Source organism: Halobacterium salinarum DSM 3754 (assembly GCF_008124605.1).
GTDB lineage: Archaea > Halobacteriota > Halobacteria > Halobacteriales > Halobacteriaceae > Halobacterium > Halobacterium salinarum.
On record NZ_VRYN01000004.1, the window covers coordinates 13581 to 38505 of the forward strand.

Sequence of the window (24925 nt, forward strand, 5' to 3'; positions counted from 1 at the left end):
AGAAGCATCATTCAGATTATCATTATGGTGGTCGGGGTGCTGTATCTACCTGTATGAGCCACCGAACCACTCGCGCGCCCGCCGAGGCGCACAGTCTCCCCGCAACGGTCCTCACCGCGGCGGCAGCCGTCGTCGCGGTGTTCGCCGCCGTCGCCGTCGTGTCCGCCCCCGGCACCGCAGTTACTGTCGCCGCCACCGTCGTCGCCGTCCTCGCCGTGCAGCGTGGCCGGAAGGCGCTCGCGACCCGCGGCCACGCCGGCCACCGCGACTCGCTCGGAACGCCCCGCCACGCGGGCTGAGTCTCCCGACGGGGCCGGATCGGGCGGCCCGGCCCGCCCCACCTCAGCAGTTTCGAGGCGGAGCCCCCGGCCTCAAGGAGCGAGGGCTTCCGGCTGGTCGGAAGCGCGAAGCAAGTAGACCGGGGAGGAAGCCGACACTCACGACACAATCCACAAGCCAATAGCTTCCCGACTCCCGGATCATTAAGTACCGATAGGCAAATATCTGAACTATGGAGGTCAGGCGCACCGCGCCGGTCAAACTCGTTGTCCCCGACGAGTACCACGACGACCTCCACGAAACCGCCGAGCAATTCATCTACTGCGCGAACGAAGCCAGTGACTACTGCTGGGACAACACCAGCTACGAGAATTGCATCACCTCGAACGTGACCGCGAGAAACGCGTTGTACGACCGGCTCCGCGAGGAAACGGACCTCACGGCAAACCTCGTCCAAGAAGCCATTCGACGTGCCGTTCACGCCGTCGATAGTGGTGTTGATCGCTGGAAAAACGGCAAGCGGACGAACAAACCAGAGTTCACCTCGTGGAGTATGGTCTACGACAAGCGGAGTGCGACGTTCTACCGGAACAAAATCTCACTGTCCACGGTGGACGGACGCATCGAGTGTGATTTCGAGTTGCCAGCGGATAGTCCAACGCCGTACGAAGAGTACGTCTTGTCCGAGGAGTACGAGTTTCGAACGAGTACACTCCAGTACGACCAAGCGACTGACGAGTTCTACTTCCACGTCAAAACGCGAAAGATGGACACAGACGGTGAGGCTGTTGAGATTGAGGGTTCGGACGATACCGGGCACCAGACAGTCCTCGGGATCGACCTCGGTGTGAACAGTCTCGCCGTCGCCAGCACAGCCACGTTCTGGAGTGGTGACGGGTACGATCACTGGATCCGGGAGTTTGAGAAACGTCGGGCGGAGATGCAACAGCGTGGCACACAAGCCGCTCACAACGCCTGGCTTCGGCTTGGAAAGCGAGAGCGAGCATGGCGGAAACAGTACATCCACATGGTCGCCAACGAGATTGTTGACGAAGCGGTTGACCACGATTGCGACGTGATAGTGTTTGAGGAGTTGACGGATATTCGAGAGCGACTCCCTCAAGCTGACTGGCATCACGTGTGGGCATTCCACCGCCTTGTCGAGTACGTTGCGTACAAAGCTCCAGAACGGGGTGTGGCGGTTGAACAAGTCGAGCCTGCCCACACGAGCCAACGGTGTTCTCGAACTGATTGTGGGTTCACCCACGAAGATAACCGCGACAGCGAACAGTTCCAGTGTCTGAAGTGCGGGTACGAAATCAACGCTGATTACAACGGCGCGAAAAACATCGCGCTCCGATATATGCGGAAGCGACAGCACCGCCTGCGTTCCTCGCCCACGTCGAGGGGCGCAGACGCACCAGTAGACGTGCGTGTACATGGTGGGACGTTGAACGATGACGGCTATCGGCCAACCGCCGACAGCTGATTCCCGGGAGTCCACATCAAAGTCCCACCCTCAACGAACTGAGGCGCGTAGCGCCGAGGGAGTAGGGTGGGGTAGTTTACAACTGGAGGTGGCTGGTCGAACTCGGCCCGTCGTCGTCACCGTCGTCGTTCGGCAGGCCGTCGTAGAGGTACCGGACGTCGTCGTCGACGAGGTACACCTGGCCGTCCTCTACTGCCACGTCCACCGACGGTAGCGTCGTGTCGGCGGCGTCCCCGTTGTCGCAGTACCCCGAGCAGGTGTCGAACAGCGACCCGTGTTTCGGACAGACGACCTCGCCGCCGCGCGTGACGGCGCCGACGCCCTCCCGGTAGAGCCGCTGGGCCTCGTGCGTGCAGCGGTTCACCCAGGCCCGGACCGGCGGCCGGTCGTCGTCCTCGCAGGGCACCAGGAAGTAGCTCGCGGTGTCGCCGTGTTCGTCCCGCACCGTGAACGCCCACGACCCCTCCTCGGTGACGGTGTCGACACTCGTCAGGCGGTAGCGGTCGGCCATGGCAGAAGCGAGTGCGCGCCCGGCAGTTAGTCTTCCCGCTCAGAGCGCCAGCGAGACGAGGTAGCCGGCGTCCAGCAGGAGCGCGACGGCGAGGACGGCGCCGCCGTAGAGGAACGGCGTGGCGTCGTCGCCGGATTCGATGCGGCTGCCCGCGGCCTCGGTGACGCCGGTGAGCAGGAACCAGAGGACGACCATGCCGAGGACGGCGTGCCCGCGGCCCGTGCCGGTGAGGACGCCGCTGTCGGTGTACCCGCCGAGTGTGAGCATGTAGCCGCCCGTCAGGACGAGCAGGACCGCGGAGGCTCGGGAGACGTTGCGGAGCGTGCCCGCGATGGACTCCCGAACGCTCGTGGAGACGTTCGCGGCGATACCGGGCACAGTGAGCGCAGCGAACAGCACGCTGCCGGTGAGGAGCCCGGCGAACACCATGTGCGTCGCGTAGACTGCTGTCTCGATGACTGTCATGTGCTGTCCGAGGGACGGCACGCTCCTAAAAGCGGTGGTGGCGGAATCACGACACTCGGTAGGTGGCGTTCAGCGAGACCAGCGCGCGGAGGCCGACGACCCAGGAGACCGCTATCGCCGCGAGCATCGCGGGCGACGGACCGATGCCCGCCACCGTCGCGTCGACCACGCTTCCGGTCACGGCCCCGGCGACGGTGCCGGCCGCGACTCCCAGGGCGGCGGCGGCCGCGTGCCGCTGGAGTTGTGTCTCCCGCTCGACTTCCTCTGCGAACCGATCGAAGTCGAACTGCTCGGGCGCGGACCGAAGTCCGACTCGCAGCGCGTACGTCGGCGCGACCGCGCTGGCGAAGACGACCACCGTCTTCGGGTGGATACCGCTTGCGACCGCTTTCGCGGCCGTTCCGAGAGCGACACCGACGACCCAGAGCACTGCGATACTTCCGAGCAGTTCCAGCCGCGCTCGCATCGTACAGACGTGTCGGACTGGGGATAAATATAGCTTCACACCGCGGCCGCCCGTCATCCCGTGAAGGCACGCTTAAGGCCCGTCCGCCACTCCCCTCGGACATGGAACTACGGGACCTCTCCGACCACATCGAGTACCGGGCGGGTCGGGGCATCGAGGAAGTCGCGCGCGAACTCGGGCGCGACCCCTCGGACTTCGTGAAGCTCTCGTCGAACGAGAACCCCCACGGCCCGAGCCCGAAGGCGGCGGTCGCAATCCGGGAGGCCGCGACGGAGGTCCACCGCTACCCGAAAGCCGTCCACGCGGACCTGACGGCCGCGCTCGCCGAGCAGTGGGGCGTCACCGACGAACAGGTCTGGCTGGCGAACGGCGGCGACGGCGCGCTGGACTACCTCGCGCGAGCCACCCTCGACCCGGACGACGAGGTGCTCGTCCCCACGCCGGGGTTCACGTACTACGGCATGAGCGCGCGCTTCCACCACGGCAGGGTGTCGGAGTACGCCGTCGAGGAGGGGCCGGACGGCTTCGAGATGACGCCCGAGGCCGTCCTCGACGCGTACGACGGCGAGCGCGTCGTCTACCTCACGAGCCCGCACAATCCGACGGGCGCTCGGTTCACGCTCGACGAGGTCGAGACGGTCGCCGACGAGACTGGCGAGGACACGCTCGTGGTCGTCGACGAGGCCTACGGCGAGTTCGCGGACGCGCCCTCCGCGGTCTCGCTGCTGGACGAGCGCGACGATATTGCCGTCCTCCGGACCTTCTCGAAGGCGTACGGGCTGGCGGGCACCCGGCTCGGCTACGCGGTCGTCCCCGAGTCGTGGGGCGACGCGTACGCTCGCGTGCAGACGCCGTTCGCGGCGAGCGTGGTCGCCTGCGAGGCCGGGCTCGCCGCACTGGGCGACGACGAGCACGTGGCGAAGACGACCGAGAGCGTCGAGTGGGGCCGCGAATACATCCACGACGAACTCGACGCCCGCACCTACGAGAGCCACGGGAACTTCGTGCTCGCGAACGTCGGCGACGCGGCGAGCGTCACCGAGGCGGCGAAACGCGAGGGCGTCCTGATTCGGGACTGCACGAGCTTCGGGCTGCCCGAACACGTCCGCGTCACGGTCGGCACCCGCGCGGAGACCGAGCGCGCCGTCGACACGCTGAACGAGGTGCTGGGCGAGTGAGAGTCGCGGTCACGGGCACCCCGGGCACCGGGAAGACGACCGCCACAGAGCTACTCGACACTGACCTCGACGTCGAACACCTCAACGACCTGGTCGCCTCGGAGGGCCTCTACAACGAGGTCGACGACGCCCGGGGCAGCAAGGTCGTGGACGTCGACGCCGCCCGTGCGTACTTCGAAGGGCGCGACGACCTGCTCGTGGAGTCCCACCTCGCACACCACCTCGACGACCTGGACCGCGTGGTCGTGTTGCGGTGCGAGCCCGGCGAACTGGACGACCGGCTCCAGGACCGCGGCGAGCCACCCGAGAAGGCGGGCGAGAACGCCGAGAGCGAGGCGCTCGACGTCATCCTCTCGGAGGCCGTCCGCGACCACGGCCGGGAGGCGGTGTACGAGATAGACACGACCGGCCGCGACCCGGAGGCGGTCGCGAGCGACGTGCAGGCTGTCCTCGACGGCGACCGGGGCCCGTCGGCCGGCGACGTGAACTTCACCGACTACCTATGACGCTCGACCAGTTCCGTCCCGTCGCGAACCGCCTGCTCGCGCCCTGGGTGCGCGCCGCGAAGGCCGTCGGCGCGACGCCGAACGCCGTGAGCGTCGTCGCGTTCGGACTCGCTATCGGCGCGGGCGCGGCGTACTACGTGGCGACGCCGCTGGCGTACGCCGGTGGCGCGCTGCTGGTGTTCCTGAACGGCTGGCTGGACCTGATGGACGGCGCGCTCGCCCGGGAACTCGGCACGGAATCGGAGGCCGGGGACATGCTCGACCACGTCCTCGACCGGTACGCCGACGTGGTCGTGGTGTCGGGGCTCGCCGCGGGCCTCGACCAGTTCGGGCTCGGACTGGCGGCAGTCACGGGCGTGCTGCTCACCTCCTACCTCGGCACGCAGGCGCAGGCAGTCGGTCTCGACAGGGTATACGGCGGGCTGCTCGGGCGCGCGGACCGCCTCGCGCTCATCGGCGCGACGACCGCCGTGACCGCGCTCGTCCCGACCGTCGCGGGCTACTCGCCGGTGGCGGCGCTGCTGGTCGTGTTCGCGGTCGTCGGCCACTTCACGGCGGTCCAGCGGTTCGTCTCGGCGTGGCGGCAGCTCGCCTGACGGGCGTGCATTTTAAGCGTCGGCCACGGCTACCCTTCTCCATGGCCCAGTGCGAGATGTGTGGCAAGGAGGTCTCGAACCCGAAGACCGTGAAGGTCGAGGGAGCAGAGATCGACGTCTGCGACGACTGTGCCGACTTCGGCACGGAAGTCAAGACGGACTCGTCCTCGTCCACCAGCACGAAGTACTCGACGTCCTCGTCCAGCCAGTCCTCCGGGTCCTCCGGTAGCTCGCAGTCCTCCGGGGAGTCCTCGGGCGGCCGGCGACGCCGGGACATGTTTGACGAGATGGAGGAACTGGCCGGCGACTACGACGACCGGCTGCGGAACGCCCGCGAGCAGGAAGGATTGAGTCAGGAGGAACTGGCCGGCGAACTCAACGAGAAGGCCAGCGTCATCCGCAAGCTGGAGCGCGGCGACAGCCTCCCGAGCGACGACGTTCGAGAGAAACTGGAGAACCACCTCGGCATCTCGCTCACCGAGAGCGGCGACGCGGACGCCGACGAGGACTGGTCGTCGAGCGGCGGCAGCGCCGGCCTGACGCTCGGCGACAAGGTCCGGCGCAAGGGCGACGACGGCTGAGCGCGGACCGACGCGATAGCTACCTTTTTGCCGCGTGCGGTCCCCGACTCGCGTATGTTCGTACTCGTCAATCTGAAGGCGTACCCCTGTGACCCGGTCGCGGTCGCCGAGGCCGCAGCGGACGTCGCCGTCGACACCGAGGCGACGGTCGCGGTCGCGCCGCAGGCCGCCGACCTCGCGCGGGTCGCCGACACCGGCGTCACCACGTACGCACAGCACGTCAGCCCGAACGGCCACGGCAGCCACACCGGCAGCACGCTCGCCGAGTCCGTCGCCGACAACGGTGCCGTCGGCACGCTGCTGAACCACTCCGAGGCCCGCCGGAAGCTCGCAGACATCGACGGCAGCCTCGACGCGGCGGCGCGCGCCGACCTCGACACGGTCGTCTGCGCGAACAACCCCGAGCAGGTGGCGGCCGCCGCGGCGCTCGGTCCGGACGCCGTCGCAGTCGAGCCGCCGGAGCTCATCGGCACCGGGACACCGGTCTCGCAGGCCGACCCCGACATCGTGGAGGACGCAGTCGCGGCGGCCGAGGCCATCGACCCGAGCGTCGACGTCTACTGCGGTGCCGGCATCAGCACGGGCGAGGACGTCGTGGCCGCAGAAGAACTGGGTGCGAGCGGCGTGCTGCTCGCGTCGGGGGTCGCGAAGGCCGACGACCCGCGGGCAGCGCTCGAAGACCTCGTTGCACCGCTGGACTGAGAACGGTCACAACGCCGAAGTGCGGTCGCAGCGACCCACCGGTATGGCTGCCAGAGACGCGACTCTATTCGGCATCGCTCTGATACTCGCTGCCGGGTTCTTCATGGTGAACGACCTGATTCAACGAGGCAGTCCGACGTCGCTCTCTGTCTACGGCGTGCTCGGCGGGCTCGTCGTCTCGTTCCTCGGGGCAGTGGCGGGCCTCCCCGAGGAACCGAACTGAGAGCGCACTGCTTGTGACTACGGCCAGCGACCGCACTGTCGGCATCGACGGCGGGGTCGCGAAATCAGTTCGAGAATCAGACCGGTTCGATGACGTAGTGGCCCTCAGTTTGCTTGCGAAGCACGCTGTCCTCTCGCAGTTTGACGATGTGGCCCGTGGGCTGCTGTTCGGTCTCGTGGTCGGCCGTCGTGCGGACGAGGTGCCCGACAATCTGTGCGCTCGGCGGGGCCTGGGCCGCGCCGCAGTCGTAGATGGTCAGCAGTTCACCGCCGTCTAGCGCCTCGTAGACCACGACGTGGGCGTGGCGGGCCAGCGTCCAGGTGTCCTCGCCCGCGCTCGGGAGCTTGTTCACACCGCTGGCTACGCCCGCCCAGACAAAAGCCTACTCGAACTCGCCGAGACTCGACTGCCCCTCGCGCTCGTCGTCACGGCTCCAGTCGCGGTCGCCCTCGTCGGCGTCGCCGTCCTCGCCTCCGGTCGACGGCTCGTCGCCGCCGAACCCGGTGAGGCTGGTCTGGTCGCGCTCGGAGAAGTCCAGATTCGAGACGCGGACGCCGACCTTCCGGACCGCGTCGTCCGCGAACTCGTCCAGGAGGTCCTGAGACACGTCGTGGACGAGGTCCGGGTCGTCGACGGGACCGGGCAGCGACTCGGCGCGCGTGTGGACGTCGTAGGGAGGCGTGACGACTTTCACTCCGATGGTGCGGTAGAACGCGTTCTTGCGGCTGGCGCGGTCGGCGACCGCCTCGCCGAGCGCGGCGGCCTGCTCGCGGACTGTGTCGAACTCCTCGGTCGCACCGTCGAAGGAGGACTCCCGGGAGAGGCTCTTCGGGTCGCCCCGTGGCTCGACCGGCCGGTCGTCCTCGCCGCGGGCGCGCCGCCGGAGCTCCCGGCCGCGGTCGCCGAACTCGGCTTCGAGTTCGTAGGGGTCGGCGTCGGCGAGGTCGCCGGCCGTCTCGATGCCGAGCCCGCGGAGTTCTCTCGCGCGGACGGGACCGACGCCGTGGACGTCCGCGATGTCGATGGGCGCGAGGAACTCCCGGACCTCGTCGGGCTGGACGACCACGAGGCCGTCGGGCTTGTCGTAGTCGCTCGCGAGCTTCGCCGTGCTCATGTCGGGGGCGACACCGACGCTCGCGGGGACGCCGACCTCTCGCGAAATGCGCTGTTTGACGTGGCGGCCGAATCCCTCGGCGACCTCCCACGCGGTCCGCTCGGTGACGTCCAGATAGGCCTCGTCGATGCTCACTTCGCGGACGGTGTCCCCGAGTTCGTAGAGAATCTCCTTGACCTCGCTCGCTACGTCCTGGTAGTAGTCGAGGTCGACGGGCCGGTAGTAGCCCGCCTCGGGGTTCGCCGGCTCGTTGGTCTTCCGGGGGAGCCGGTCGAGGGCGGCCGAGATGGCTTGCGCGCTCTCCACGCCGTACTCCCGGGCCTCGTAGCTCGCGGTGGCGACCGCGCCGACGGTCTTGCCCGCCTCGTAGCCCATGCCGACGACGAGCGGCTCGCCCGCGAGCTCGGGTTCGCGGCGGCGCTCGCAGGACGCGTAGAAGCAGTCCATGTCGACGTGGAGGACGATGCGCTCCTCGCGTGTCGAACTCGCGTCCTGCGTGTACTCGTCCAGCGTCAGCGCCCCTCACCCCGGCTCTGGTCACCCGAGTCCGGTCCACTGCGCGTCCCGGCCACTGTCCAAGGACGCGGACGGCCGCCGGCAGTATGCGTCGCAGCGGTCACGTGACGCGGAGAGGTTCGGCCCACACCGAAAAGACGTTGACGACCGTGCCCGCGGTGGCCGGGCCGACACCAGAACTGGTTACTGCCAGCCCCAGCTACGCCCACGCATGGGTCGACTCCGACAACTCGGCTTCCTGCTCGGCATCGCCAGCATCGCCTACGTTCTCAAGAAGGGACTGGACGACACTGTAGACCACTCCGATCCCGTTGCGCCGGCCGACTCCGGCACGACCGGCGAAGCGTAGCTCTGGCGTCGCGGACGGACCACGGCCACCGACGTTAATTTCTGTCACACGACGCGAGTGTTCAAGTTCCAGTAGCCCGTTACAGTACCTGTAGTCGCGTCCGCACTGCGGGCGACGACCCCAGTTGGTGAGACGATGCCCGAAGACACAATCACGATCGACGGCGAGTACGCGACAGTCGAAATCAAGACGACGAACGTCGACGAGGCCACGCTCGACCAGGTCGAGTCAATCGCCGACCACGAGGCGTTCCGGAACGACATCCGCGTGATGCCCGACGCGCACGCTGGCGCTGGTGCCGTCATCGGGTTCACGATGCCGCTCGGCGAGCGCATCTGCCCGAACACGGTCGGTGTCGACATCGGCTGCGGGATGACCGCCCTCGACCTCGGCGAGCAGCCACACGACCGGCTGCAGGACGACCCGGCAGCCGTGGACCGTGCCATCCGGGAGCGGGTGCCCCTCGGCGCGGACACGTTCGGGGACGTCGACGAAGCCGTCGACTTCCACATGATAGACGACTTCCCGTGGGACGAGTGCGAGCGGAAGGTGCGCCAGCTCACCGAGCACAACGACGTCGGCATCAGCGTCGACGCGGAGTTCGGCGGCGAGTACTTCACCGACCTCTGCGAGCGAGTCGGGTACAGCCAGCGGCGGGCCATCAACTCCGTCGGGACGCTCGGCGGCGGCAACCACTTCGTGGAGGTCGCGCGCAGCGAGGAGACCGGCCACTACTGGGTCGTCGTCCACAGCGGCTCGCGCGGCATCGGGCTGACCATCGCCCAGTACTGGCAGGACCGGGCGACGGAGCTCTGTGACGACCGCGCTGACCGCGCTCGCGAGGCGCTGACGGACGTCCCCGAGTTCGCGTACAAGTTCGACCTGGACTCGGTCTCGGACGCGACGCTCGTCACGTGGCTGCTCGGCGGCCGGGGCGAGGACTGGAAGGCAACCGACGAGATTCGGACGCGACTCGACGGCGAGGAGATCAGTGACCTCGTGGACGATCTCCGCGACATCGGGCGGATGGTCGAGGCCGCCGGCGACGACGACGGCGACGACCTCGACTACCTCTCCGGGTCGGCCCGGGAAGGATACCTCCACGACATGGTGTTCGCGCAGACGTACGCGGCGGTGTCTCGGCGTCGGATGGCCGAGGCCGTCGCCGACGTGCTGGACGCCGAGGTGCTGGACAGCGTCGTGTCGACGCACAACTACGTCGACTTCGAGGACCTCGTGATTCGGAAGGGCGCGACGCGCGTCCACGAGGGCGAGCGCGGGGTCATCCCGTTCAACATGCGGGACGGAGCCGTCCTCGTCCGGGGGCTCGGCAACGAGGACTGGCACCGGAGCGCGCCACACGGCGCGGGTCGCCGGGGGAGCCGCCGGTGGGCGTTCGACGAGTTCGACGTGGAGACGTTCCGCGAGGAGATGCGGGACGTGTACTCGTCGAGCGTGACCGAGGCGACGCTCGACGAGGCTCCGATGGCGTACAAGGACACCGACGGCATCCTGTCGGCGCTGGAGGCGACGGCGACCGTCGAGGAGACGCTGACGCCGGTGCTGAACGTGAAAGCCGAAGAGTAGTCTGGCGGCCGGTCGCGGTCAGTGCAGGTCGCCTTCGACGTCGGTCTCGTCCTCGCGTGCGAGTTCGAGCGCGTGCTTGGCTCCCATGCCGGCGTCGTGGGGCGACGCGCCCGTTCCGACACCCACCCGGAGGTCGACGCCGGCGGTCTCGCGCACGTGTTCGACGGCCTCGGCGTAGTCGTCCTCGGAGAGACCGGGGCAGACGGCGATGATGTTGTCGCCGCCGACGAAGAACGACAGCGAGTCGTGGGCGACGTGCATGTGCTTCATGAGTTCGGCGTACCCCTGCTCGATGTGGATGAACGAGGAGAACGCGTCCAGTTCGTCGGTGTACTTGCCCGTGGCGTCGACGACGTCGAAGTGCGCGATCTGGACGTCGTCGTCGCTGCGCTCGGACTCGGGGACCGGCTGGCCGAGCAGGAGTTCGCTGCGGTCGGCGTCCTGGGCGCTGCCCTCGTCCTGGATGGCCGCGGTGGCTTCGACGAGCGCGTCTGCGGGGGTGGCTCCCGTCCCGATGGAGAGGCTGACGGTGACGGGGTAGCGGTTCCGAATCGACTCCTGGATGCGGGCGTGGTCTTCGAGGTCGAGGCCGTTCGTGACCGCGACCATGTTGTCGAAGCGCGTGAAGAAGGTGTAGCCGTCACGCATCCCGATGGCCTGCGAGAGGTCGGCGTACAGCCGCGACTGGAGCGTCTGGAGGTCGACTTCCCGCCGGGGGGACGGCGTCACGGTCCACGGTCCGTAGTTGTCGAGTTGGACGAGAGTGACCTGCGTGTTCGTCACGATACCGGACACTCACCGCGCGCCGGATATATCGGTTTTGGATTGCGTTCCATATTTGGGTCCGTGGGGTGGAGACCGAGACCTGTTCCTCACCGGTGCCGATCTCCACGTGCGCGTCGAACGCCAGCCCGGATTACGCCCCGGCTGTCGGCCGGTTTCCGACCGGGTCCAGACACGCCCCGTCAAAACCTAACACGGTTGCGGCCCTCGTGGATGGTATGCGACCACTCAGCCGCGCACTCGCGTCGTCCGACACGCTCCCGGGGTGGACTGATGACTGACGACCGTCGGCACACCCGCCGCCAGGTCCTCCGCGCGGGGTTCGCCCTCGGCGCGGGCAGCGCGCTCGCAGGCTGCCTGACACTCGACACCGGCTTCGGGTCGTCCGACCAGCCCAGCCGAACGACGACCGTCCGGGACGGCGGGACGACGCCGACGGGTAGTCGAAGCGAGACGCCCGACGCCGTCGGCACCGAGTTCGTCGCCGGCGGCTTCGCGAACCCGCTCGGCGTCGAGTTCGCACCAGGCGACACGAGGACGCCGTACGTCGTCCGACCAGCCCGGCGTCGTGTACGCAGTCGGTCGCGACGGCGTCCGCGAGGAGCCGTTCCTCGACGTGCGCGACCGGCTGGTCGACCTCTCGGGCTACGAGGAGCGCGGCCTGCTCGGCCTCGCCTTCCACCCCGACTTCGAGGCCGACAGACGCGTCTTCGCGCGATACAGCGCGCCAGCGACCGTCGACACGCCGCCGAACTACAGCCACCGCTTCGTCCTGTCGTCGTTCCGAGTCACCGAAGGCAGCGCCGACCCCGACAGCGAGACACGCCTCCTGGAACTCCCACAGCCTCAGGCGAACCACAACGCCGGGAGCGTCGCCTTCGGTCCGGACGGCTTCCTCCACGTCGGCACCGGCGACGGCGGCGGCGCGAACGACGTCGGGACCGGCCACGTCGCGGACTGGTACGACGCTATCGACGGCGGGAACGGCCAAGACGTCACGGAGAACCTCCTGGGGAGTGTTCTCCGAATCGACGTGGACGCCGACGGCGACCAGCCCTACGGCATCCCCGAGGACAACCCACTCGTTGGCCGGCCGGGGCTCGACGAGCAGTACGCCTGGGGGTTCCGGAACCCCTGGCGATTCTCGTTCACCGACGGCGACCTCTACGTCGCGGACGTCGGTCAGAACCGCTTCGAGGAGGTGAGCGTCGTCGAGTCCGGCGGAAACTACGGCTGGAATGTCCGGGAGGCCACCCACTGCTTCGACCCGGAGACCCCCGGGTCGCCCCCTGACGACTGCCCCACAGAGACAGCCGACGGCGACCCGCTCCGCGACCCCATCGTCGAGTACGCCCACGACGGGGACGACCTCTCCGGCGTCTCGGTCATCGGCGGCTACCGCTACACCGGCGACGCGCTCCCGGGGCTCGCCGGCGCATACGTCTTCGGCGACTGGCAGGCCGACGGCCGCCTCTTCATCGCACGACCGGACGACGGCCTCTGGGAGACCGAGACGGTCGACCTCACGGGTGGCGACACCGGCCCGGGCGAGTACCTGCTCGCGTTCGGCCGGGGCGCCGACGACGAACTGTACGTCGCCACCACCGACTCCGGGACGCCGACGGGGCAGTCGGGTACGGTGCACCGACTCGTCTCGACCGCGTGACGGGTCGTCCCGGCAACCCGGTCCGGGTACCGAACACCAAAGACGACGGGCTTCCAGCACAGTCCATGGACCGCGACGTCACCACGAGAGACCGCATCTGGGCGTCGGTACTGCGGCACGCTCAGCGAGACGACCCGCTCTCTATCTCGAACGTCCGCAACGACATCCACTTCGACCACCGCCCTAGCGACGAGGAAGTGCGGCGCGTCCTCGAAGCCGCCAGCGAAATCGGCACGGTCGAACGGACGCCGTCCGGGCACTGGGCGTTCACCAACTAGCGCAGTCGCAGCGGCCACTGGAAAGCGTCAGTACGACGCGCCGGAAACCGGCGCTGGACCCGACTGTGTCTGTCGAGTCCGAAAAACAACAGAAGAGTGGGGCCGTTACAGATTGACGGCGTTCTTGTCCTTGAGGGACTCGGGAACGTTCGCCCAGTAGGACGTTTTCGAACCGTACTGGGTGGTCAGCGTGAGCTGGACCTCTTCGCCGGCCTTCAGACCGTTCTCCGTGATTGCCGACGAGTTCATGACAATCGTGAGGCGGTCGGACTGGTCGACAAGCACGGGGTTGTTGTTGCCTTTGATCTGCTCGGTCGTGAAGTTCGTATCGTCCGGATTACTCGTGTTGTAGACGAGGGTAGTGGCAGTGTCCGGGCCAATCCACTGGATGGTGGACTTGCTGAGGTTGATGTTGTCAGCCCCAGCCGCCTGCCGCACCGTCAGGTTCGTATAGTTGACGATGTCGGAGCTATTGACGTTGCCGTAGGCGGAGACGACATCGATACGGTTAGAGACCTGTGCGCTGGCTTCCTCGCCCGTGGCTGCGCCTTTGGACTGGAGGAAGCCGGCCGTGTTGATGAGGACGCCGGCGGCGATCGCCGCGACCAGCACCATCGCGATGAACACGATGAGTGTGCCAATCCCGACCTGACCCCGCTCGTCCTCGTCGTTGATAAACTCGAACATGTGCGTAGTGCCCGCGCGGATACCGACGCGAGTACTCGACTGGAGTCGCAGGGCACTCATAAACGTTCGCTCCGATTATCTGGCGTGAAAACCACGGTATGGCGGGCGCTCGGGTCAGACACTACCGTCGCGGTGTCTCCCGCGCTCGTTCTTCTCAGAGTTCCGGTTCAGACGCCGGGGACGCCCACCGCATCGAACGTCGAGAGGCCGAGGAACGCGAGCGCGTAGAGCACGACGAGGACGGTGAGCCAGGCGACGAACGCGATGAGGACGGCGCTCCCCCAGCCGCCGGGATACCGGGAGTTGATGACGGCGACGTACGCGAGCAACACCAGCAACGGTCCGAGCAGCGGAATCCAGCCCAACAGGAAGCCGACGACTGCCCAGATGATGGCACCGAGCAGCGCCGTCACGATGGCGTACGTGTAGTCCTCGCGGTCGGTGACGACCCGCGCGCCGACGTAGATGCCGAGCGCGCCGACCAGGAGGCTGACGACGAAGACGACCAGAGAGTCGAGGAGCGCCATACCGGCTACCGTCGACGGACGCACTGATTGTTAGTTCCGCGTTTCGCGACCCGCCGGTAGGATCCCGGGTCAGCCCGAGTCCGGGTCGTCGTCGGCTGCCGGCGGTCGGCTGGACAGCTCGCCGAATCGCCGGCGTGCACGCCCGGAGCGCCGCTCGGACTCGTCGGGGTCGTACGACACCGCAGCTACCCGGCCGTCCTCGACCTCGACGCGCAGGACGGCGTCCACGCTGCGGCCGGCTTCGGGTAGCCGAGCCCTATCCAGCGCGCGCTCGCCGACTGTCTCGCTGTCGACTTCCAGCAGCACGACCGCCAGATCCCCCTCGAAGCGGTCCACGACGCCCGTGTAGGTTCCGTCTGCCGGCATCAGTACGCCTCCCGGGTCACAGTCGACCCGTCGTCGTCCTGCACCGTAACGATGGCCCCGGCGTTGTTCCACACCGCGCGGTCCAGTCCCCAGTAGACCGCCGTCCGTGTGTCCGTTCCGGTGCCCGTGTACAGCGTCACGCGCTCGCCGGGTCCGAGTTCGAGCCCGGTCGGGAACACGTACTCGTGGCCGGCCTTGTCGGTGACAGTCCACCCGCCGAGGTTCAGTGGCTCCGCGCCGTCGTTCTCGAAGACGACGTACTCGCCGTTCGGGTTCTCGTTGTCGTCGCCGGGTGCGTCTTCGTGGACGTCCACGACCGAGAGCGAACCGTCCATCTGCTCGGTGGTGGTCGGCGGCACGTCCGCCACCGGCCCCGCCACCGGAATCACGGCCCGGACCGCGAGGTCGTCCGCCGGTTCGGCGTCGCTCGGGGCTCCGTCTCGGAGGGCCAGCGGGCCCGTCGGCGCGTCGCGCTGTGTCGCGACGGTGACGGCGGACCCGTTACTGGTCACGCGCACCGCGCCGTGGGTGGCCGTCCAGTACGTCCGAACGCCGCGCTCGGCGAGCCGCGAGAGCACCGCCTCGTGGGGGTGGCCGTACTGGGAGTCGTACGCGCTGGAGACGACGGCGACCCGCGGCGTCGCGGCGTCGAGGAACGTCGCGCCCGAACTCGACGCGCTGCCGTGGTGGCCCGCGCTCAGCACGGTCGCGTTCAGTCCGTCGCCGTACTCGTCGACGAGGAACGCTTCGCTTTCGTCTTCGCCGTCGCCCGGCAGCAACAGCGTCGTGTTCCCGAACCCGAGTCGGAGGACGACGCTGTTCTCGTTGCGGTCGCCGCCCGCGAGGTGGCGGCGCGGCGGCGCGAGCACTTCGATGTCGACGCCGGCCATCGGAATCGGGTCGCCGGCGCGCGTCTCGTACAGGGGCACGTCGTGGGCTTCGACGGCGTCGAGGTAGTTGTCGTAGGTCTGGGATGACGCCGTGATGCCGGGGTCGTAGACGGCACCGACGCCCTCGCTCTCGGTCTCGAAGTGTTCGATGACCGCGGCGTGGCCGCCGATGTGGTCGGCGTCGGCGTGACTCGTCACGAGGTAGTCGAGGCGCTCCACGCCCCGGGCGTCGAGGTACGCGAGGACGTCCTCGCCGTCGTCGCGCCAGTCCCCCGAGTCCACGAGCATCGTCTCGCCCGTCGGACCCTCGACGAAGACACTCGACCCCTGGCCGACGTCGAGAAAGTGGACAGACAGCGTGCCGTTCGGTGAGTCGACGGTTGGCTGGCTCCCCGACGCGGACTGGGAATCGGGCGGTGCGTCGGTCTGCTCGCTCGGCGCGACGGCCCCGTCGCTGACCGCGCCCGTACACCCCGCGAGGGCGACGAGGGCGACCACACCGAGAACGACGATGACTCGACGCCGGTCCATGTGTTATCCCAACACTCCCCGCGCGAATAGGTGTTCTGGGCGCACTCGCGTCCGATTCTCGGGCGAGCAGGCCGCAGTCGCGGCACCAACGAGAGGGCGCGTCCTTTGGCAACGTCTGCCAGCGGGGGAAGACGTAAGTGCAACCGCGGACTGGGGAGTGATACGATGTCTCACAACGAGACGCCCGGTGTAAGTCCGGGGGAACGGGTTCTTCGAGGGCACGTTAGCCCAGCGTAACGAGTTCGAGTCAGTCCGAGTTTTCGACACCACGCTCCGCGACGGCGAGCAGACGCCACGCACGTCGTTCAGCTACGACGACAAGCGCGACATAGCCGCCGCGCTCGACGACGCGAACGTCGACGTCGTCGAGGCCGGGTTTCCGGCCAACGGCGAGGCGGAAGCGGAGGCCGTGGCGGACGTCGCCGACGCGACCGAGGCGACGACCTGCGGGCTCGCCCGCGTCGTCGCCTCGGACGTGGACGCGGCGGTGGACGCCGGCGTGGACATGGTCCACGTGTTCGCGTCCACCAGCGACGTCCAGATCGAGGACTCGATGCACAGCACGCGCGCCGAGGTCGTCGACCAGTCCGTGGCGGCCGTCGAGCGCGCCGAGGCGGCGGGCGTCGAGGTGATGTTCTCGCCGATGGACGCCACCCGGACCGACCCCGAGTACCTCGCCGAGGTCGTCGAGGCCGTCGACGACGCCGGCGTAGACTGGGTGAACATCCCGGACACGTGCGGGGTCGCGACCCCGCGGCGGTTCGGTGAACTGGTCGAGTTCGTCGGCGACCACACCGACGCTCGAATCGACGTGCACACGCACGACGACTTCGGACTCGCCACCGCGAACGCCCTCGCGGGCGTGGAGGCGGGCGCAGACCAGGTCCAGGTGTCGGTCAACGGCATCGGCGAGCGCGCCGGCAACGCGGCGTTCGAGGAGGTCGTGATGTCCGCCGAGAGCGTCTACAGTGCCGACTCCGGCGTCGACACGACCGCCATCGCCGACATCGCGGCGACCGTGGCCGACCGGTCGTCGGTCCCAGTCCCGGTGAACAAGCCGGTGGTGGGCGCGAACGCGTTCGCCCACGAGTCCGGCATCCACGCCGCGGGCGTCATCGAGAACAGCGAGACCTTCGAGCCCGGCGTGATGACGCCGGAGATGGTGGGCGCGGAGCGCGAAGTCGTGCTCGGGAAGCACTCGGGGACACACGCCGTCCGCCAGCATCTGGAGGACGCCGGCTTCGAGCCGACCGACGAGGAGCTGCGTGCGGTCACCCGGAAGGTGAAAGCGCACGCCGCCGACGACAGGGTCGTCACCGAAACCATGCTGCGGGCGTTCGCCGGCGAAGTGGGCGTCCGACGCGAACGGGGTGAGGTGACGGCGTGACGCCGGCCGGCAAGCCTTGCGCCACCAGTCACATCTATACGTGGCCGCGCGATAGCGGAGTGTACGATGCAGTCACACACCGCACGCTCGGCCGTTCTCGCGGGCAGCGGTGTGGCTGTCGGACTCGGTATTGTAGGGGCGTAAGCTCCCCTACCTACACTTCTCACCGACCCGGCCGGTACCGAATTTCCAGACCGACAGCCACCGCAGCATCCGCAATGACACACGCAGCAGACACCCGAGACACGACACGGACCGAGGGGTATCGATGACAGACCACGGCGCAGTGCCGGAGTTCGACGACGCGGACGCGCCGGGTGAACCGACGCCCGACGCGGACGCGCCGACTCCCGAGGGGGAGACGGACGACGGCCGCGACCCGGAGCGGGAGAACAGCACCGACGAGACGACGCAGACGTCGACCGGCGCTGACGCGGTCGTCGCCGCGCTCGAAGCAGCCGGTGCAGAGACGGTGTTCGGCGTGCAGGGCGGCGCTATCATGCCGGTCTACGACGCGCTGTACGACGCCGACGACGTGTCCCACGTGACGATGGCTCACGAGCAGGGGGCGGCCCACGCTGCGGACGCGTACGGCGCAGTCACGGGCGAGCCGGGCGTCTGCATGGCGACCTCGGGGCCCGGCGCGACGAACCTCGTGACCGGCATCGCGGACGCCGACATGGACTCCGAGCCGGTCGTCGCGCTCACCGGGCAGGTCCCTTCCGATTTGGTCGGCAACGACGCGTTCCAGGAGACGGACACGGTCGGCGTCACGACCCCCATCACGAAGTCCAACACGTTCGCGTCGAGCGCCGACGAGGTCGGCGAGGACGTGTCGACGGCGTTCGCGCTGGCGGCCAGCGGTCGACAGGGGCCGACCCTCGTCGACCTCCCGAAAGACGTGACGACCGATAAGACGGACGCCGAACCGACCGATAAGACGGACGCCGAACCGACCGAACCGACGGTTCCCGGCACCGTCTCGGTCCCTGAGCGAGCCGACGAGGCCGCAATCGACGCCGCCGCAGCTACCATCGCTGCCGCCGACCGACCCGTGATTCTCGCGGGCGGCGGCGTCGTGAAGGGCGACGCCACCGACGAACTGCGGGCGTTCGCGAAAGACCACGAGATTCCGGTGGCGACGACGATGCCCGGCATCGGCGCGTTCCCGGAAGACCACGACCTCGCACTGGAGATGGCGGGGATGCACGGCACCGGGTACGCGAACATGGCGACGACGATGACCGACTGCCTGCTGGCGGTCGGCACCAGATTCGACGACCGGCTGACCGGCGGCGTCGACTCGTTCGCGCCGGAGGCGACCGTCGTCCACGTCGACATAGACCCGGCAGAGATTTCGAAGAACGTCGAGGCCGACCACCCGCTGGTCGGGGACGCCGGTACCGTCCTCGACCAACTGGCGGCAGCGATGGACGGCTCGCCGGACACGGACGAGTGGCTGGCGCAGTGCAGCGACTGGCAGACGGAGTACCCGATGGACTACGCGGTGCCCGCTGCCGAGACCGACGACGGCGCACCCGACGCGTCGGCGTTCCCCGACGACGAGCCGGTGAAACCGCAGTTCGTCGTCGAGGCCGTCGACGCCGCGACCGACGACGACACCGTCGTCACGACCGGCGTCGGCCAGCACCAGATGTGGGCCTGCCAGTACTGGACGTACACCGAACCCCGGACGTGGGTGTCCAGCCACGGCCTCGGCGCGATGGGGTACGGGCTGCCCTCCGCCGTCGGCGCGCGGCTGGCGGCCGACGACGACCAGTCCGTCGTCTGCTTCGACGGCGACGGCTCGTTCCTGATGACGTGTCAGGAACTCGTCGTTGCGGCCCGCGAGAACCTCGACATCACGGTCTTCGTGCTGAACAACGAGGCCATCGGGATGGTCAAGCAGTGGCAGGACGCCTTCTTCGACGGCCGGCGGATGGCCTCGGAGTACCCCTGGGTGCCGGAGTTCGACGCGCTCGCCGAGGCGTTCGGTGCCGACGGCTTCCGCATCGAGCGCTACGACGATGTCGCTGACACCGTCGAGGCGGCGCTCGCCACCGACGGGCCGGCGGTCGTGGACGTCTACATCGACCCGACCGAGGAGGTCTACCCGATGGTCCCGTCTGGCGGCGACAACGGCCAGTTCGCGCTCTCGGAGGCCCACCTATGAGCGGCCGGAACGAACAGCGGGGGCTCCCGGGTCCCGCGCCCGAGGACCGCCAGCGGCCGCGGGGCCGGCGGACGGCCCAGGGCGTCCGCGTCGACCCGGAGGCGGAAGCCGAGCATCCGGCCCGGCGCACGGTCATCTCCGCGCTCGTCGAACACGAGCCGGGCGTGCTGGCACGGGTCTCCGGGCTGTTCAGCCGCCGGCAGTTCAACATCGAGTCGCTGACCGTGGCGGACACGCAGAACGACGACTGGGCGCGCATCACCGTCGTCGTGGAGGAGCCCGACCCGGGCATCGACCAGGTCGAGAAGCAGCTCGCGAAGGTCGTTCCCGTCATCCACGTCCGGGAACTCGAAGCCGACGCGCTCGCCCGCGAGCTCGTCGTCGTCAAAGTGGACGCCGACCGCCCGGAGGAGGTCCACGCAATCACCGAAATGTACGGCGGGACCACCCTCGACGCGGGGCCGCGGACGGTGACGGTCGAACTCACCGGTGACGAACAGAAAATCGACGACGCCATCGACGCGTTCCGCCAGTTCGGCATCCGCGAGATCGCCCGCACCGGCCAGACGGCACTGGCCCGTGGCGAGACGAAAACAGCAGTCGTTCCAGACCACCTCAAATGACAGAGACAGACAGCAGTCCGAGCGGAGACGAGCAGTTCACGCAACCAGTGTACCACGAGTCCGACGCGGACCGACGACACGTCGACGACAAGACGGTCGCCGTCCTCGGCTACGGCAGTCAGGGGCACGCGCACGCCCAGAACCTCGCCGACAGCGACGTCGACGTGGTCGTCGGCCTGCGGGAGACCTCCGACTCCCGGAGGGCGGCCGAAGCCGACGGGCTGCGCGTAGCGACCCCAGTCGAGGCAGCCAGCGAGGCCGACGTCGTCTCCGTGCTCGTGCCGGACACCGTTCAGCCGGACGTGTTCGACGCCATCGAGCCCGAACTCGACGCGGGCGACACGCTCCAGTTCGCCCATGGCTTCAACGTCCACTACGGCCAGATCGAGCCGCCGGAGCGCGTCGACGTGACGATGATTGCGCCGAAGTCTCCCGGCCACCTCGTCCGCCGGAACTACGAGGCCGGTGAGGGCACGCCCGCGCTGCTGGCGGTCTACCAGAACGCCACCGGCGAGGCGCGGCAGGAGGCCCTGGCGTACGCGGACGCCATCGGCTGTGCGCGGGCTGGTGTCGTGGAGACGACGTTCCGGGAGGAGACCGAAACCGACCTGTTCGGCGAGCAGGCCGTGCTCTGTGGCGGCGTCGCCGAACTCACGAAGGCGGGCTACGAGACGCTCGTGGACGCCGGGTACAGCCCCGAGATGGCGTACTTCGAGTGCCTGAACGAACTCAAACTCATCGTGGACCTGATGTACGAGGGCGGTATCGGCGCGATGTGGGATTCGGTCTCCGACACGGCCGAGTACGGCGGGCTGACGCGCGGTGAGGCTGTCGTCGACGAGTCCGTCCGCGAGAACATGGAAGAAGTTCTGGAGGAGGTCCAGAACGGCGCGTTCGCGACCGAGTGGGTCGCCGAGAACCAGGCCGGCCGGCCGTCGTACAAGCAGCGCCGCAAAGCCGAGCAGGAACACGACATCGAGGACGTCGGGGAGCGACTCCGCAGCCTGTTCGCGTGGGCCGACGAGACCGCGTCCGAGGCCGAGCGGGAGCCGGAGGTGTCCGCCGATGACTGAGCGCACGATGCGGTCGGTCAGCCAGCGCAACCCCGTCGACCCCGACCACGCCGTCGGCACGGTGTTCCGACGCGGGCCGGCGGTCGTCGCGGACGGCGGCGAGCGCGGCGTGGCCGCGGCCCAGCGCCCCGACGGCGGCGCGGACGCCGAAGACGGCGGCGACGGTGAGGACAGCCAGAAGATGAAGGACGTCGACCAGACGCCGCCGGACGAGGACGCGAGCGCGAACCGCGTCTGGGAGCGCGGCGGCGAATCGGCCCCGGACGGGGACGACAACTCCGTAAACGATGAGTGACGGCACGCTGTACGACCACGTCTGGGACCGCCACGCGGTCACCGAGCTGCCGACGGGCCAGACGCAACTGTTCGTCGGCCTCCACCTCGTCCACGAGGTGACGAGCCCGCAGGCGTTCGGGATGCTGGCGGAGCGCGGGCTGGACGTGGCGTACCCGGAGCGGACCCACGCGACCGTCGACCACATCGTCCCGACCGCCGACCAGTCCCGGCCGTACAGCGACGACGCCGCCGAGGAGATGATGGCGGAACTGGAGGCGAACGTCGGCGAGGCCGGCATCGACTTCGACGACCCGACGACGGGTCGGCAGGGCATCGTTCACGTGGTCGGCCCGGAGCAGGGGCTGACCCAGCCCGGGATGACCATCGTCTGCGGTGACTCCCACACGGCCACCCACGGCGCGTTCGGCGCGCTGGCGTTCGGTATCGGCACCTCCCAGATTCGGGACGTGCTGGCGACTGGCTGCGTCGCGATGGAGAAGAAACAGGTCCGCCGCATCGAGGTCACCGGCGAACTGGGCGACGGCGTCACGCCGAAGGACGTTATCCTGACCGTCATCCGGAAGCTCGGCACGGACGGCGGCGTCGGCTACGTCTACGAGTACGGCGGCGAGGCCGTCGAGGCGATGGACATGGCGGGCCGGATGAGCATCTGCAACATGAGCATCGAGGGCGGCGCTCGCGCGGGATACGTGAACCCAGACGGGACCACCTACGAGTACCTGCGGGGCCGCGACGCAGTCCCCCAGGGCGACGCCTTCGACGAACTGCGGGCGTACTGGGAGTCCGTCGCCAGCGACCCGAACGCCGAGTACGACGATGTTGTCACCGTCGACGGCAACGCCCTCGAACCGGTCGTGACCTGGGGGACGACGCCGGGGCAGGGCGTCGGCATCTCGGAGGAGATTCCGGCCCCCGAGGACCTCCCGGCGGACAAACGGGAGACCGCCCGCAGTGCCCAGAAACACATGGGCGTCGAACCGGGCGACACGATGGCGGGCTACCCAATCGACGTGGCGTTCCTCGGGAGTTGTACGAACGCCCGGCTGCCGGACCTCCGCGAGGCCGCCGCTGTCGTGCGGGGCCGCGAGGTCCACGACGACGTCCGGGCGATGGTCGTTCCCGGCAGCCAGCGCGTGAAGGCCGCCGCCGAAGCGGAGGGTCTCGACGAGGTGTTCACCGAGGCGGGCTTCGACTGGCGGGGCGCGGGCTGCTCGATGTGCCTCGGCATGAACGAGGACCAGCTGGTCGGCGACGAGCGCTGCGCGTCCTCGTCGAACCGCAACTTCGTCGGCCGACAGGGCTCGAAGGACGGCCGGACGGTCCTGATGAGTCCGCCGATGGTCGCCGCAGCGGCCGTCGAGGGGGAAGTAACCGACGTGCGCGAACTGGAGGCGGTCAGGGAGGTGCGAGCGTGAGCCCGAACGCCGGGGGTGACGCGACGAGCAGCTCCGGTCCGGCTGATACGGTCCGCCGAGTCACCGGCACGGGCGTTCCAGTCCGGGGGAACGACGTGGACACGGACGAAATCATCCCGGCGCGCTTCCTCAAGGTCGTCACGTTCGACGGCCTCGGGCAGTTCGCGTTCTTCGACGAGCGATTCGATAGCGCGACTCCGGAGGAGTCGCGAGACGGCGGAGCCGTCGGAGCAGACGAGCCACTGGACCACCCGTTCAACGAGGAGCGCTTCCAGGGGGCGTCCGTGCTCGCCGTGAACGCGAACTTCGGCTGTGGCTCGTCCCGCGAGCACGCGCCGCAGGCGCTGATGCGGTGGGGCATCGACGCCGTCGTCGGCGAGTCGTTCGCCGAGATTTTCGCGGGGAACTGCCTCGCGCTCGGTATCCCGACGGTGACGGCCTCACAGGAAGATATCGAAGCCCTACAGGACTACGTCGACGAGCACCCCGACGCCGAAATCGAGGTAGACGTCGCCGCCGAGGAGGTCCGCTACGGCGAAACCACCATCGAGGCGTCGGTCGACGACGCCCAGCGCCGCGCGCTCGTCGACGGCGTCTGGGACACCACCGCGCTGATGGCCGCGAACGCCGACAGCGTCGAAGCGACCGCTGCCAGCCTCCCCTACACCGATGACTGAGGAGATTGCGGTCGTCCCCGGGGACGGCATCGGTCGCGAGGTAACGCCGGTCGCCGTCGACGTGCTGGACGCCGTCGGCGACTTCGAGTTCGTCCACGCCGAGGCGGGCGACGAGGTCGCCGGCGAGCAGGGGACGCCGCTCCCGGCGGAGACTCGGGAGGCGGTCGAGACGGCGGACGCGACGCTGTTCGGCGCGGCGGGCGAGACGGCCGCGGACGTCATCCTCCCGCTGCGCGCGGCCGTCGACTCCTTCGTGAACGTCCGGCCCGCGCGGACGTACCCCGGCGTGGACGCGGTCCAGCCGGAGACGGACCTCGTCTTCCTCCGGGAGAACACGGAGGGCGTCTACGCTGGCCACGAGGCCGAACTCGCGGACGGCGTGACGACCTGCACGCGCGTCGTCACCGAGGACGCGAGCCGACGGCTCGCCGAGTACGCCTGCGAGTACGCGCCAGAGGGCTTCACGGTCGCCCACAAGGCGAACGTGATGCGCGTGACGGACGGCCTGTTCCGGGACACGGTCGAGAGCGTCGCGGCCGAGCACGGCGTCGAGACGGAGGCGGCGCTGATGGACGCGCTGGCGATGCACCTCGTGGAGAATCCGGCGGACTACGACGTAGTCGTCTGCCCGAATCTCGCCGGCGACGTGCTCTCGGACCTCGCCGCGGGTCTGGTGGGCGGCCTCGGCCTGCTGCCGTCCGCGAACATCGGCCCGGAGCGCGGCGTCTTCGAGCCTGTCCACGGCACCGCGCCGGACATCGCGGGCGACGCCGTCGCGAACCCGGCGGCCGCCGTGCTGTCGGCGGCGATGCTCTTGGAGTTCCTCGGCCACGACGCCGCGGGTGAGCGCGTCCGCAGCGCGGTCGAGGACGTACTGGAAGACGGGCCGACGACGCCCGACCTCGGCGGCGAGGCGACGACCCGCGAGGTCGGCGACGCCATACTGGAGGTGGTCCGATGACGGGGCGCTCGCTGGCAGCGACTGCGCGG

Annotated in this window: 29 protein-coding genes and 1 pseudogene; 20 read left to right on the top strand and 10 right to left on the bottom strand. The window is 68.8% G+C overall.

The window, feature by feature from the left end:
• The first annotated feature begins 53 nt into the window (after nucleotides 1–53).
• Together APQ99_RS09260 and APQ99_RS09265 are read left to right on the top strand one after the other, a co-directional pair.
• Complete coding sequence (locus APQ99_RS09260) at nucleotides 54–299, top strand: hypothetical protein (protein WP_136361350.1); 246 nt, start codon at nucleotides 54–56, stop codon at nucleotides 297–299.
• Between the two features lie 212 nt (nucleotides 300–511).
• On the top strand, nucleotides 512–1768 hold the full coding sequence (locus APQ99_RS09265; RefSeq protein ID WP_136361349.1) for an RNA-guided endonuclease InsQ/TnpB family protein: 1257 nt from the start codon (nucleotides 512–514) through the stop codon (nucleotides 1766–1768).
• A 76-nt stretch (nucleotides 1769–1844) separates the two neighbouring features.
• Here APQ99_RS09265 and APQ99_RS09270 read toward each other — a convergent pair whose 3' ends face one another.
• The 3 genes from APQ99_RS09270 to APQ99_RS09280 are packed head-to-tail and all read right to left on the bottom strand — an operon-like array spanning nucleotide 1845 to nucleotide 3210.
• On the bottom strand, nucleotides 1845–2279 hold the full coding sequence (locus APQ99_RS09270; RefSeq protein ID WP_136361348.1) for a Rieske (2Fe-2S) protein: 435 nt from the start codon (nucleotides 2277–2279) through the stop codon (nucleotides 1845–1847).
• Nucleotides 2280–2318: 39 nt separating this feature from the next.
• The gene (locus APQ99_RS09275; protein WP_136361347.1) at nucleotides 2319–2744 is read right to left on the bottom strand and encodes a hypothetical protein; all 426 of its coding nucleotides are present in this window, start codon (nucleotides 2742–2744) and stop codon (nucleotides 2319–2321) included.
• Nucleotides 2745–2790: 46 nt separating this feature from the next.
• On the bottom strand, nucleotides 2791–3210 hold the full coding sequence (locus APQ99_RS09280) for a hypothetical protein (RefSeq protein ID WP_136361346.1): 420 nt from the start codon (nucleotides 3208–3210) through the stop codon (nucleotides 2791–2793).
• A gap of 101 nt (nucleotides 3211–3311) precedes the next feature.
• Between APQ99_RS09280 and hisC the strand changes: the two genes are divergently transcribed.
• From hisC to APQ99_RS09310, 6 genes are read left to right on the top strand one after another with little or no spacing between them, the layout of a single operon-like run.
• Complete coding sequence (hisC, locus tag APQ99_RS09285; protein WP_136361345.1) at nucleotides 3312–4388, top strand: histidinol-phosphate transaminase; 1077 nt, start codon at nucleotides 3312–3314, stop codon at nucleotides 4386–4388.
• Nucleotides 4385–4894 (top strand): adenylate kinase family protein, encoded by a 510-nt coding sequence (locus APQ99_RS09290; protein WP_136361344.1) that lies wholly within the window; start codon nucleotides 4385–4387, stop codon nucleotides 4892–4894. Before hisC ends, APQ99_RS09290 begins: the two co-directional genes overlap by 4 nt.
• Nucleotides 4891–5490, top strand: coding sequence for a CDP-alcohol phosphatidyltransferase family protein (locus tag APQ99_RS09295; protein ID WP_136361343.1), 600 nt, complete (start codon nucleotides 4891–4893; stop codon nucleotides 5488–5490). The genes APQ99_RS09290 and APQ99_RS09295 overlap by 4 nt, the downstream gene beginning before the upstream one ends.
• Before the next feature lie 41 nt (nucleotides 5491–5531).
• Complete coding sequence (locus tag APQ99_RS09300; protein WP_136361342.1) at nucleotides 5532–6071, top strand: multiprotein bridging factor aMBF1; 540 nt, start codon at nucleotides 5532–5534, stop codon at nucleotides 6069–6071.
• 54 nt (nucleotides 6072–6125) lie between these two features.
• Nucleotides 6126–6773, top strand: coding sequence for a triose-phosphate isomerase (tpiA, locus tag APQ99_RS09305; RefSeq protein ID WP_136361341.1), 648 nt, complete (start codon nucleotides 6126–6128; stop codon nucleotides 6771–6773).
• 43 nt (nucleotides 6774–6816) lie between these two features.
• Entirely contained in the window at nucleotides 6817–6996 is a 180-nt protein-coding gene (locus tag APQ99_RS09310) for a hypothetical protein (RefSeq protein WP_136361340.1), read from the top strand.
• 76 nt (nucleotides 6997–7072) lie between these two features.
• Here the strand turns inward: APQ99_RS09310 and APQ99_RS09315 are convergent, their stop codons facing one another.
• Both APQ99_RS09315 and dinB read right to left on the bottom strand, forming a co-directional pair.
• Entirely contained in the window at nucleotides 7073–7348 is a 276-nt protein-coding gene (locus APQ99_RS09315; protein WP_136361339.1) for a hypothetical protein, read from the bottom strand.
• Nucleotides 7349–7378: 30 nt separating this feature from the next.
• Nucleotides 7379–8557: a DNA polymerase IV gene (dinB, locus tag APQ99_RS09320; protein WP_136361338.1), complete on the bottom strand. Its 1179-nt coding sequence runs from the start codon at nucleotides 8555–8557 to the stop codon at nucleotides 7379–7381.
• 280 nt (nucleotides 8558–8837) lie between these two features.
• Between dinB and APQ99_RS12590 the strand changes: the two genes are divergently transcribed.
• Together APQ99_RS12590 and APQ99_RS09325 are read left to right on the top strand one after the other, a co-directional pair.
• Nucleotides 8838–8975 (top strand): hypothetical protein, encoded by a 138-nt coding sequence (locus APQ99_RS12590; RefSeq protein WP_168731187.1) that lies wholly within the window; start codon nucleotides 8838–8840, stop codon nucleotides 8973–8975.
• A 135-nt stretch (nucleotides 8976–9110) separates the two neighbouring features.
• Complete coding sequence (locus tag APQ99_RS09325) at nucleotides 9111–10562, top strand: RtcB family protein (RefSeq protein WP_136361337.1); 1452 nt, start codon at nucleotides 9111–9113, stop codon at nucleotides 10560–10562.
• Between the two features lie 18 nt (nucleotides 10563–10580).
• On the opposite strand, the gene APQ99_RS09330 is transcribed toward APQ99_RS09325, so the two are convergent.
• Entirely contained in the window at nucleotides 10581–11345 is a 765-nt protein-coding gene (locus APQ99_RS09330; protein WP_089667523.1) for a GTP cyclohydrolase III, read from the bottom strand.
• 568 nt (nucleotides 11346–11913) lie between these two features.
• Between APQ99_RS09330 and APQ99_RS09335 the strand changes: the two genes are divergently transcribed.
• Together APQ99_RS09335 and APQ99_RS09340 are read left to right on the top strand one after the other, a co-directional pair.
• On the top strand, nucleotides 11914–13011 hold the full coding sequence (locus APQ99_RS09335; protein ID WP_244288981.1) for a PQQ-dependent sugar dehydrogenase: 1098 nt from the start codon (nucleotides 11914–11916) through the stop codon (nucleotides 13009–13011).
• A gap of 65 nt (nucleotides 13012–13076) precedes the next feature.
• Nucleotides 13077–13289: a hypothetical protein gene (locus APQ99_RS09340; RefSeq protein WP_089667525.1), complete on the top strand. Its 213-nt coding sequence runs from the start codon at nucleotides 13077–13079 to the stop codon at nucleotides 13287–13289.
• Between the two features lie 105 nt (nucleotides 13290–13394).
• Here the strand turns inward: APQ99_RS09340 and APQ99_RS09345 are convergent, their stop codons facing one another.
• From APQ99_RS09345 to APQ99_RS09360, 4 genes are all read right to left on the bottom strand, one after another.
• Nucleotides 13395–13976, bottom strand: a complete 582-nt coding sequence (locus APQ99_RS09345; protein ID WP_136361336.1) for an archaellin/type IV pilin N-terminal domain-containing protein — start codon at nucleotides 13974–13976, stop codon at nucleotides 13395–13397.
• A gap of 167 nt (nucleotides 13977–14143) precedes the next feature.
• The gene (locus tag APQ99_RS09350) at nucleotides 14144–14503 is read right to left on the bottom strand and encodes a hypothetical protein (RefSeq protein ID WP_089667527.1); all 360 of its coding nucleotides are present in this window, start codon (nucleotides 14501–14503) and stop codon (nucleotides 14144–14146) included.
• A gap of 69 nt (nucleotides 14504–14572) precedes the next feature.
• On the bottom strand, nucleotides 14573–14869 hold the full coding sequence (locus APQ99_RS09355; RefSeq protein ID WP_136361335.1) for a DUF3006 family protein: 297 nt from the start codon (nucleotides 14867–14869) through the stop codon (nucleotides 14573–14575).
• Nucleotides 14869–16290 (bottom strand): lamin tail domain-containing protein, encoded by a 1422-nt coding sequence (locus APQ99_RS09360; protein WP_136361334.1) that lies wholly within the window; start codon nucleotides 16288–16290, stop codon nucleotides 14869–14871. Before APQ99_RS09360 ends, APQ99_RS09355 begins: the two co-directional genes overlap by 1 nt.
• A gap of 208 nt (nucleotides 16291–16498) precedes the next feature.
• Between APQ99_RS09360 and APQ99_RS09365 the strand changes: the two are divergent.
• The 8 genes and pseudogenes from APQ99_RS09365 to APQ99_RS09400 all read left to right on the top strand — a co-directional run.
• Nucleotides 16499–17677 (top strand): annotated as a pseudogene (locus APQ99_RS09365) (LeuA family protein); the annotation flags it as partial.
• A 268-nt stretch (nucleotides 17678–17945) separates the two neighbouring features.
• Nucleotides 17946–19850: a biosynthetic-type acetolactate synthase large subunit gene (gene ilvB, locus APQ99_RS09370; protein ID WP_136361333.1), complete on the top strand. Its 1905-nt coding sequence runs from the start codon at nucleotides 17946–17948 to the stop codon at nucleotides 19848–19850.
• The gene (ilvN, locus tag APQ99_RS09375) at nucleotides 19847–20473 is read left to right on the top strand and encodes an acetolactate synthase small subunit (RefSeq protein WP_136361332.1); all 627 of its coding nucleotides are present in this window, start codon (nucleotides 19847–19849) and stop codon (nucleotides 20471–20473) included. Before ilvB ends, ilvN begins: the two co-directional genes overlap by 4 nt.
• The gene (gene ilvC / locus APQ99_RS09380; protein WP_136361331.1) at nucleotides 20470–21546 is read left to right on the top strand and encodes a ketol-acid reductoisomerase; all 1077 of its coding nucleotides are present in this window, start codon (nucleotides 20470–20472) and stop codon (nucleotides 21544–21546) included. Before ilvN ends, ilvC begins: the two co-directional genes overlap by 4 nt.
• Nucleotides 21539–21841 carry a hypothetical protein gene (locus tag APQ99_RS09385; RefSeq protein WP_136361330.1) on the top strand — a complete coding sequence of 101 codons (303 nt, stop codon included), beginning with the start codon at nucleotides 21539–21541 and terminating at the stop codon, nucleotides 21839–21841. The genes ilvC and APQ99_RS09385 overlap by 8 nt, the downstream gene beginning before the upstream one ends.
• Nucleotides 21834–23258: a 3-isopropylmalate dehydratase large subunit gene (leuC, locus tag APQ99_RS09390; protein WP_136361329.1), complete on the top strand. Its 1425-nt coding sequence runs from the start codon at nucleotides 21834–21836 to the stop codon at nucleotides 23256–23258. Before APQ99_RS09385 ends, leuC begins: the two co-directional genes overlap by 8 nt.
• A complete protein-coding gene (gene leuD, locus APQ99_RS09395; RefSeq protein ID WP_136361328.1) occupies nucleotides 23255–23935 on the top strand; it encodes a 3-isopropylmalate dehydratase small subunit in 681 nt (226 codons plus the stop codon). Before leuC ends, leuD begins: the two co-directional genes overlap by 4 nt.
• Nucleotides 23928–24896 carry an isocitrate/isopropylmalate dehydrogenase family protein gene (locus APQ99_RS09400; RefSeq protein WP_136361327.1) on the top strand — a complete coding sequence of 323 codons (969 nt, stop codon included), beginning with the start codon at nucleotides 23928–23930 and terminating at the stop codon, nucleotides 24894–24896. Before leuD ends, APQ99_RS09400 begins: the two co-directional genes overlap by 8 nt.
• Nucleotides 24897–24925: the final 29 nt, after the last annotated feature.

What these genes read in the sequence shown, in the direction of transcription:
- APQ99_RS09260 (WP_136361350.1), top strand. Translation starts at nt 54, where the DNA reads ATGAGCCACCGAACCACTCGCGCGCCCGCCGAGGCGCACAGTCTCCCC.
- APQ99_RS09265 (WP_136361349.1), top strand. Translation starts at nt 512, where the DNA reads ATGGAGGTCAGGCGCACCGCGCCGGTCAAACTCGTTGTCCCCGACGAG.
- APQ99_RS09270 (WP_136361348.1), bottom strand. Translation starts at nt 2,279, where the DNA reads ATGGCCGACCGCTACCGCCTGACGAGTGTCGACACCGTCACCGAGGAG.
- APQ99_RS09275 (WP_136361347.1), bottom strand. Translation starts at nt 2,744, where the DNA reads ATGACAGTCATCGAGACAGCAGTCTACGCGACGCACATGGTGTTCGCC.
- APQ99_RS09280 (WP_136361346.1), bottom strand. Translation starts at nt 3,210, where the DNA reads ATGCGAGCGCGGCTGGAACTGCTCGGAAGTATCGCAGTGCTCTGGGTC.
- hisC (WP_136361345.1), top strand. Translation starts at nt 3,312, where the DNA reads ATGGAACTACGGGACCTCTCCGACCACATCGAGTACCGGGCGGGTCGG.
- APQ99_RS09295 (WP_136361343.1), top strand. Translation starts at nt 4,891, where the DNA reads ATGACGCTCGACCAGTTCCGTCCCGTCGCGAACCGCCTGCTCGCGCCC.
- APQ99_RS09300 (WP_136361342.1), top strand. Translation starts at nt 5,532, where the DNA reads ATGGCCCAGTGCGAGATGTGTGGCAAGGAGGTCTCGAACCCGAAGACC.
- tpiA (WP_136361341.1), top strand. Translation starts at nt 6,126, where the DNA reads ATGTTCGTACTCGTCAATCTGAAGGCGTACCCCTGTGACCCGGTCGCG.
- APQ99_RS09310 (WP_136361340.1), top strand. Translation starts at nt 6,817, where the DNA reads ATGGCTGCCAGAGACGCGACTCTATTCGGCATCGCTCTGATACTCGCT.
- dinB (WP_136361338.1), bottom strand. Translation starts at nt 8,557, where the DNA reads ATGGACTGCTTCTACGCGTCCTGCGAGCGCCGCCGCGAACCCGAGCTC.
- APQ99_RS12590 (WP_168731187.1), top strand. Translation starts at nt 8,838, where the DNA reads ATGGGTCGACTCCGACAACTCGGCTTCCTGCTCGGCATCGCCAGCATC.
- APQ99_RS09325 (WP_136361337.1), top strand. Translation starts at nt 9,111, where the DNA reads ATGCCCGAAGACACAATCACGATCGACGGCGAGTACGCGACAGTCGAA.
- APQ99_RS09340 (WP_089667525.1), top strand. Translation starts at nt 13,077, where the DNA reads ATGGACCGCGACGTCACCACGAGAGACCGCATCTGGGCGTCGGTACTG.
- APQ99_RS09345 (WP_136361336.1), bottom strand. Translation starts at nt 13,976, where the DNA reads ATGTTCGAGTTTATCAACGACGAGGACGAGCGGGGTCAGGTCGGGATT.
- APQ99_RS09350 (WP_089667527.1), bottom strand. Translation starts at nt 14,503, where the DNA reads ATGGCGCTCCTCGACTCTCTGGTCGTCTTCGTCGTCAGCCTCCTGGTC.
- APQ99_RS09355 (WP_136361335.1), bottom strand. Translation starts at nt 14,869, where the DNA reads ATGCCGGCAGACGGAACCTACACGGGCGTCGTGGACCGCTTCGAGGGG.
- APQ99_RS09360 (WP_136361334.1), bottom strand. Translation starts at nt 16,290, where the DNA reads ATGGACCGGCGTCGAGTCATCGTCGTTCTCGGTGTGGTCGCCCTCGTC.
- ilvB (WP_136361333.1), top strand. Translation starts at nt 17,946, where the DNA reads ATGACAGACCACGGCGCAGTGCCGGAGTTCGACGACGCGGACGCGCCG.
- ilvN (WP_136361332.1), top strand. Translation starts at nt 19,847, where the DNA reads ATGAGCGGCCGGAACGAACAGCGGGGGCTCCCGGGTCCCGCGCCCGAG.
- ilvC (WP_136361331.1), top strand. Translation starts at nt 20,470, where the DNA reads ATGACAGAGACAGACAGCAGTCCGAGCGGAGACGAGCAGTTCACGCAA.
- APQ99_RS09385 (WP_136361330.1), top strand. Translation starts at nt 21,539, where the DNA reads ATGACTGAGCGCACGATGCGGTCGGTCAGCCAGCGCAACCCCGTCGAC.
- leuC (WP_136361329.1), top strand. Translation starts at nt 21,834, where the DNA reads ATGAGTGACGGCACGCTGTACGACCACGTCTGGGACCGCCACGCGGTC.
- APQ99_RS09400 (WP_136361327.1), top strand. Translation starts at nt 23,928, where the DNA reads ATGACTGAGGAGATTGCGGTCGTCCCCGGGGACGGCATCGGTCGCGAG.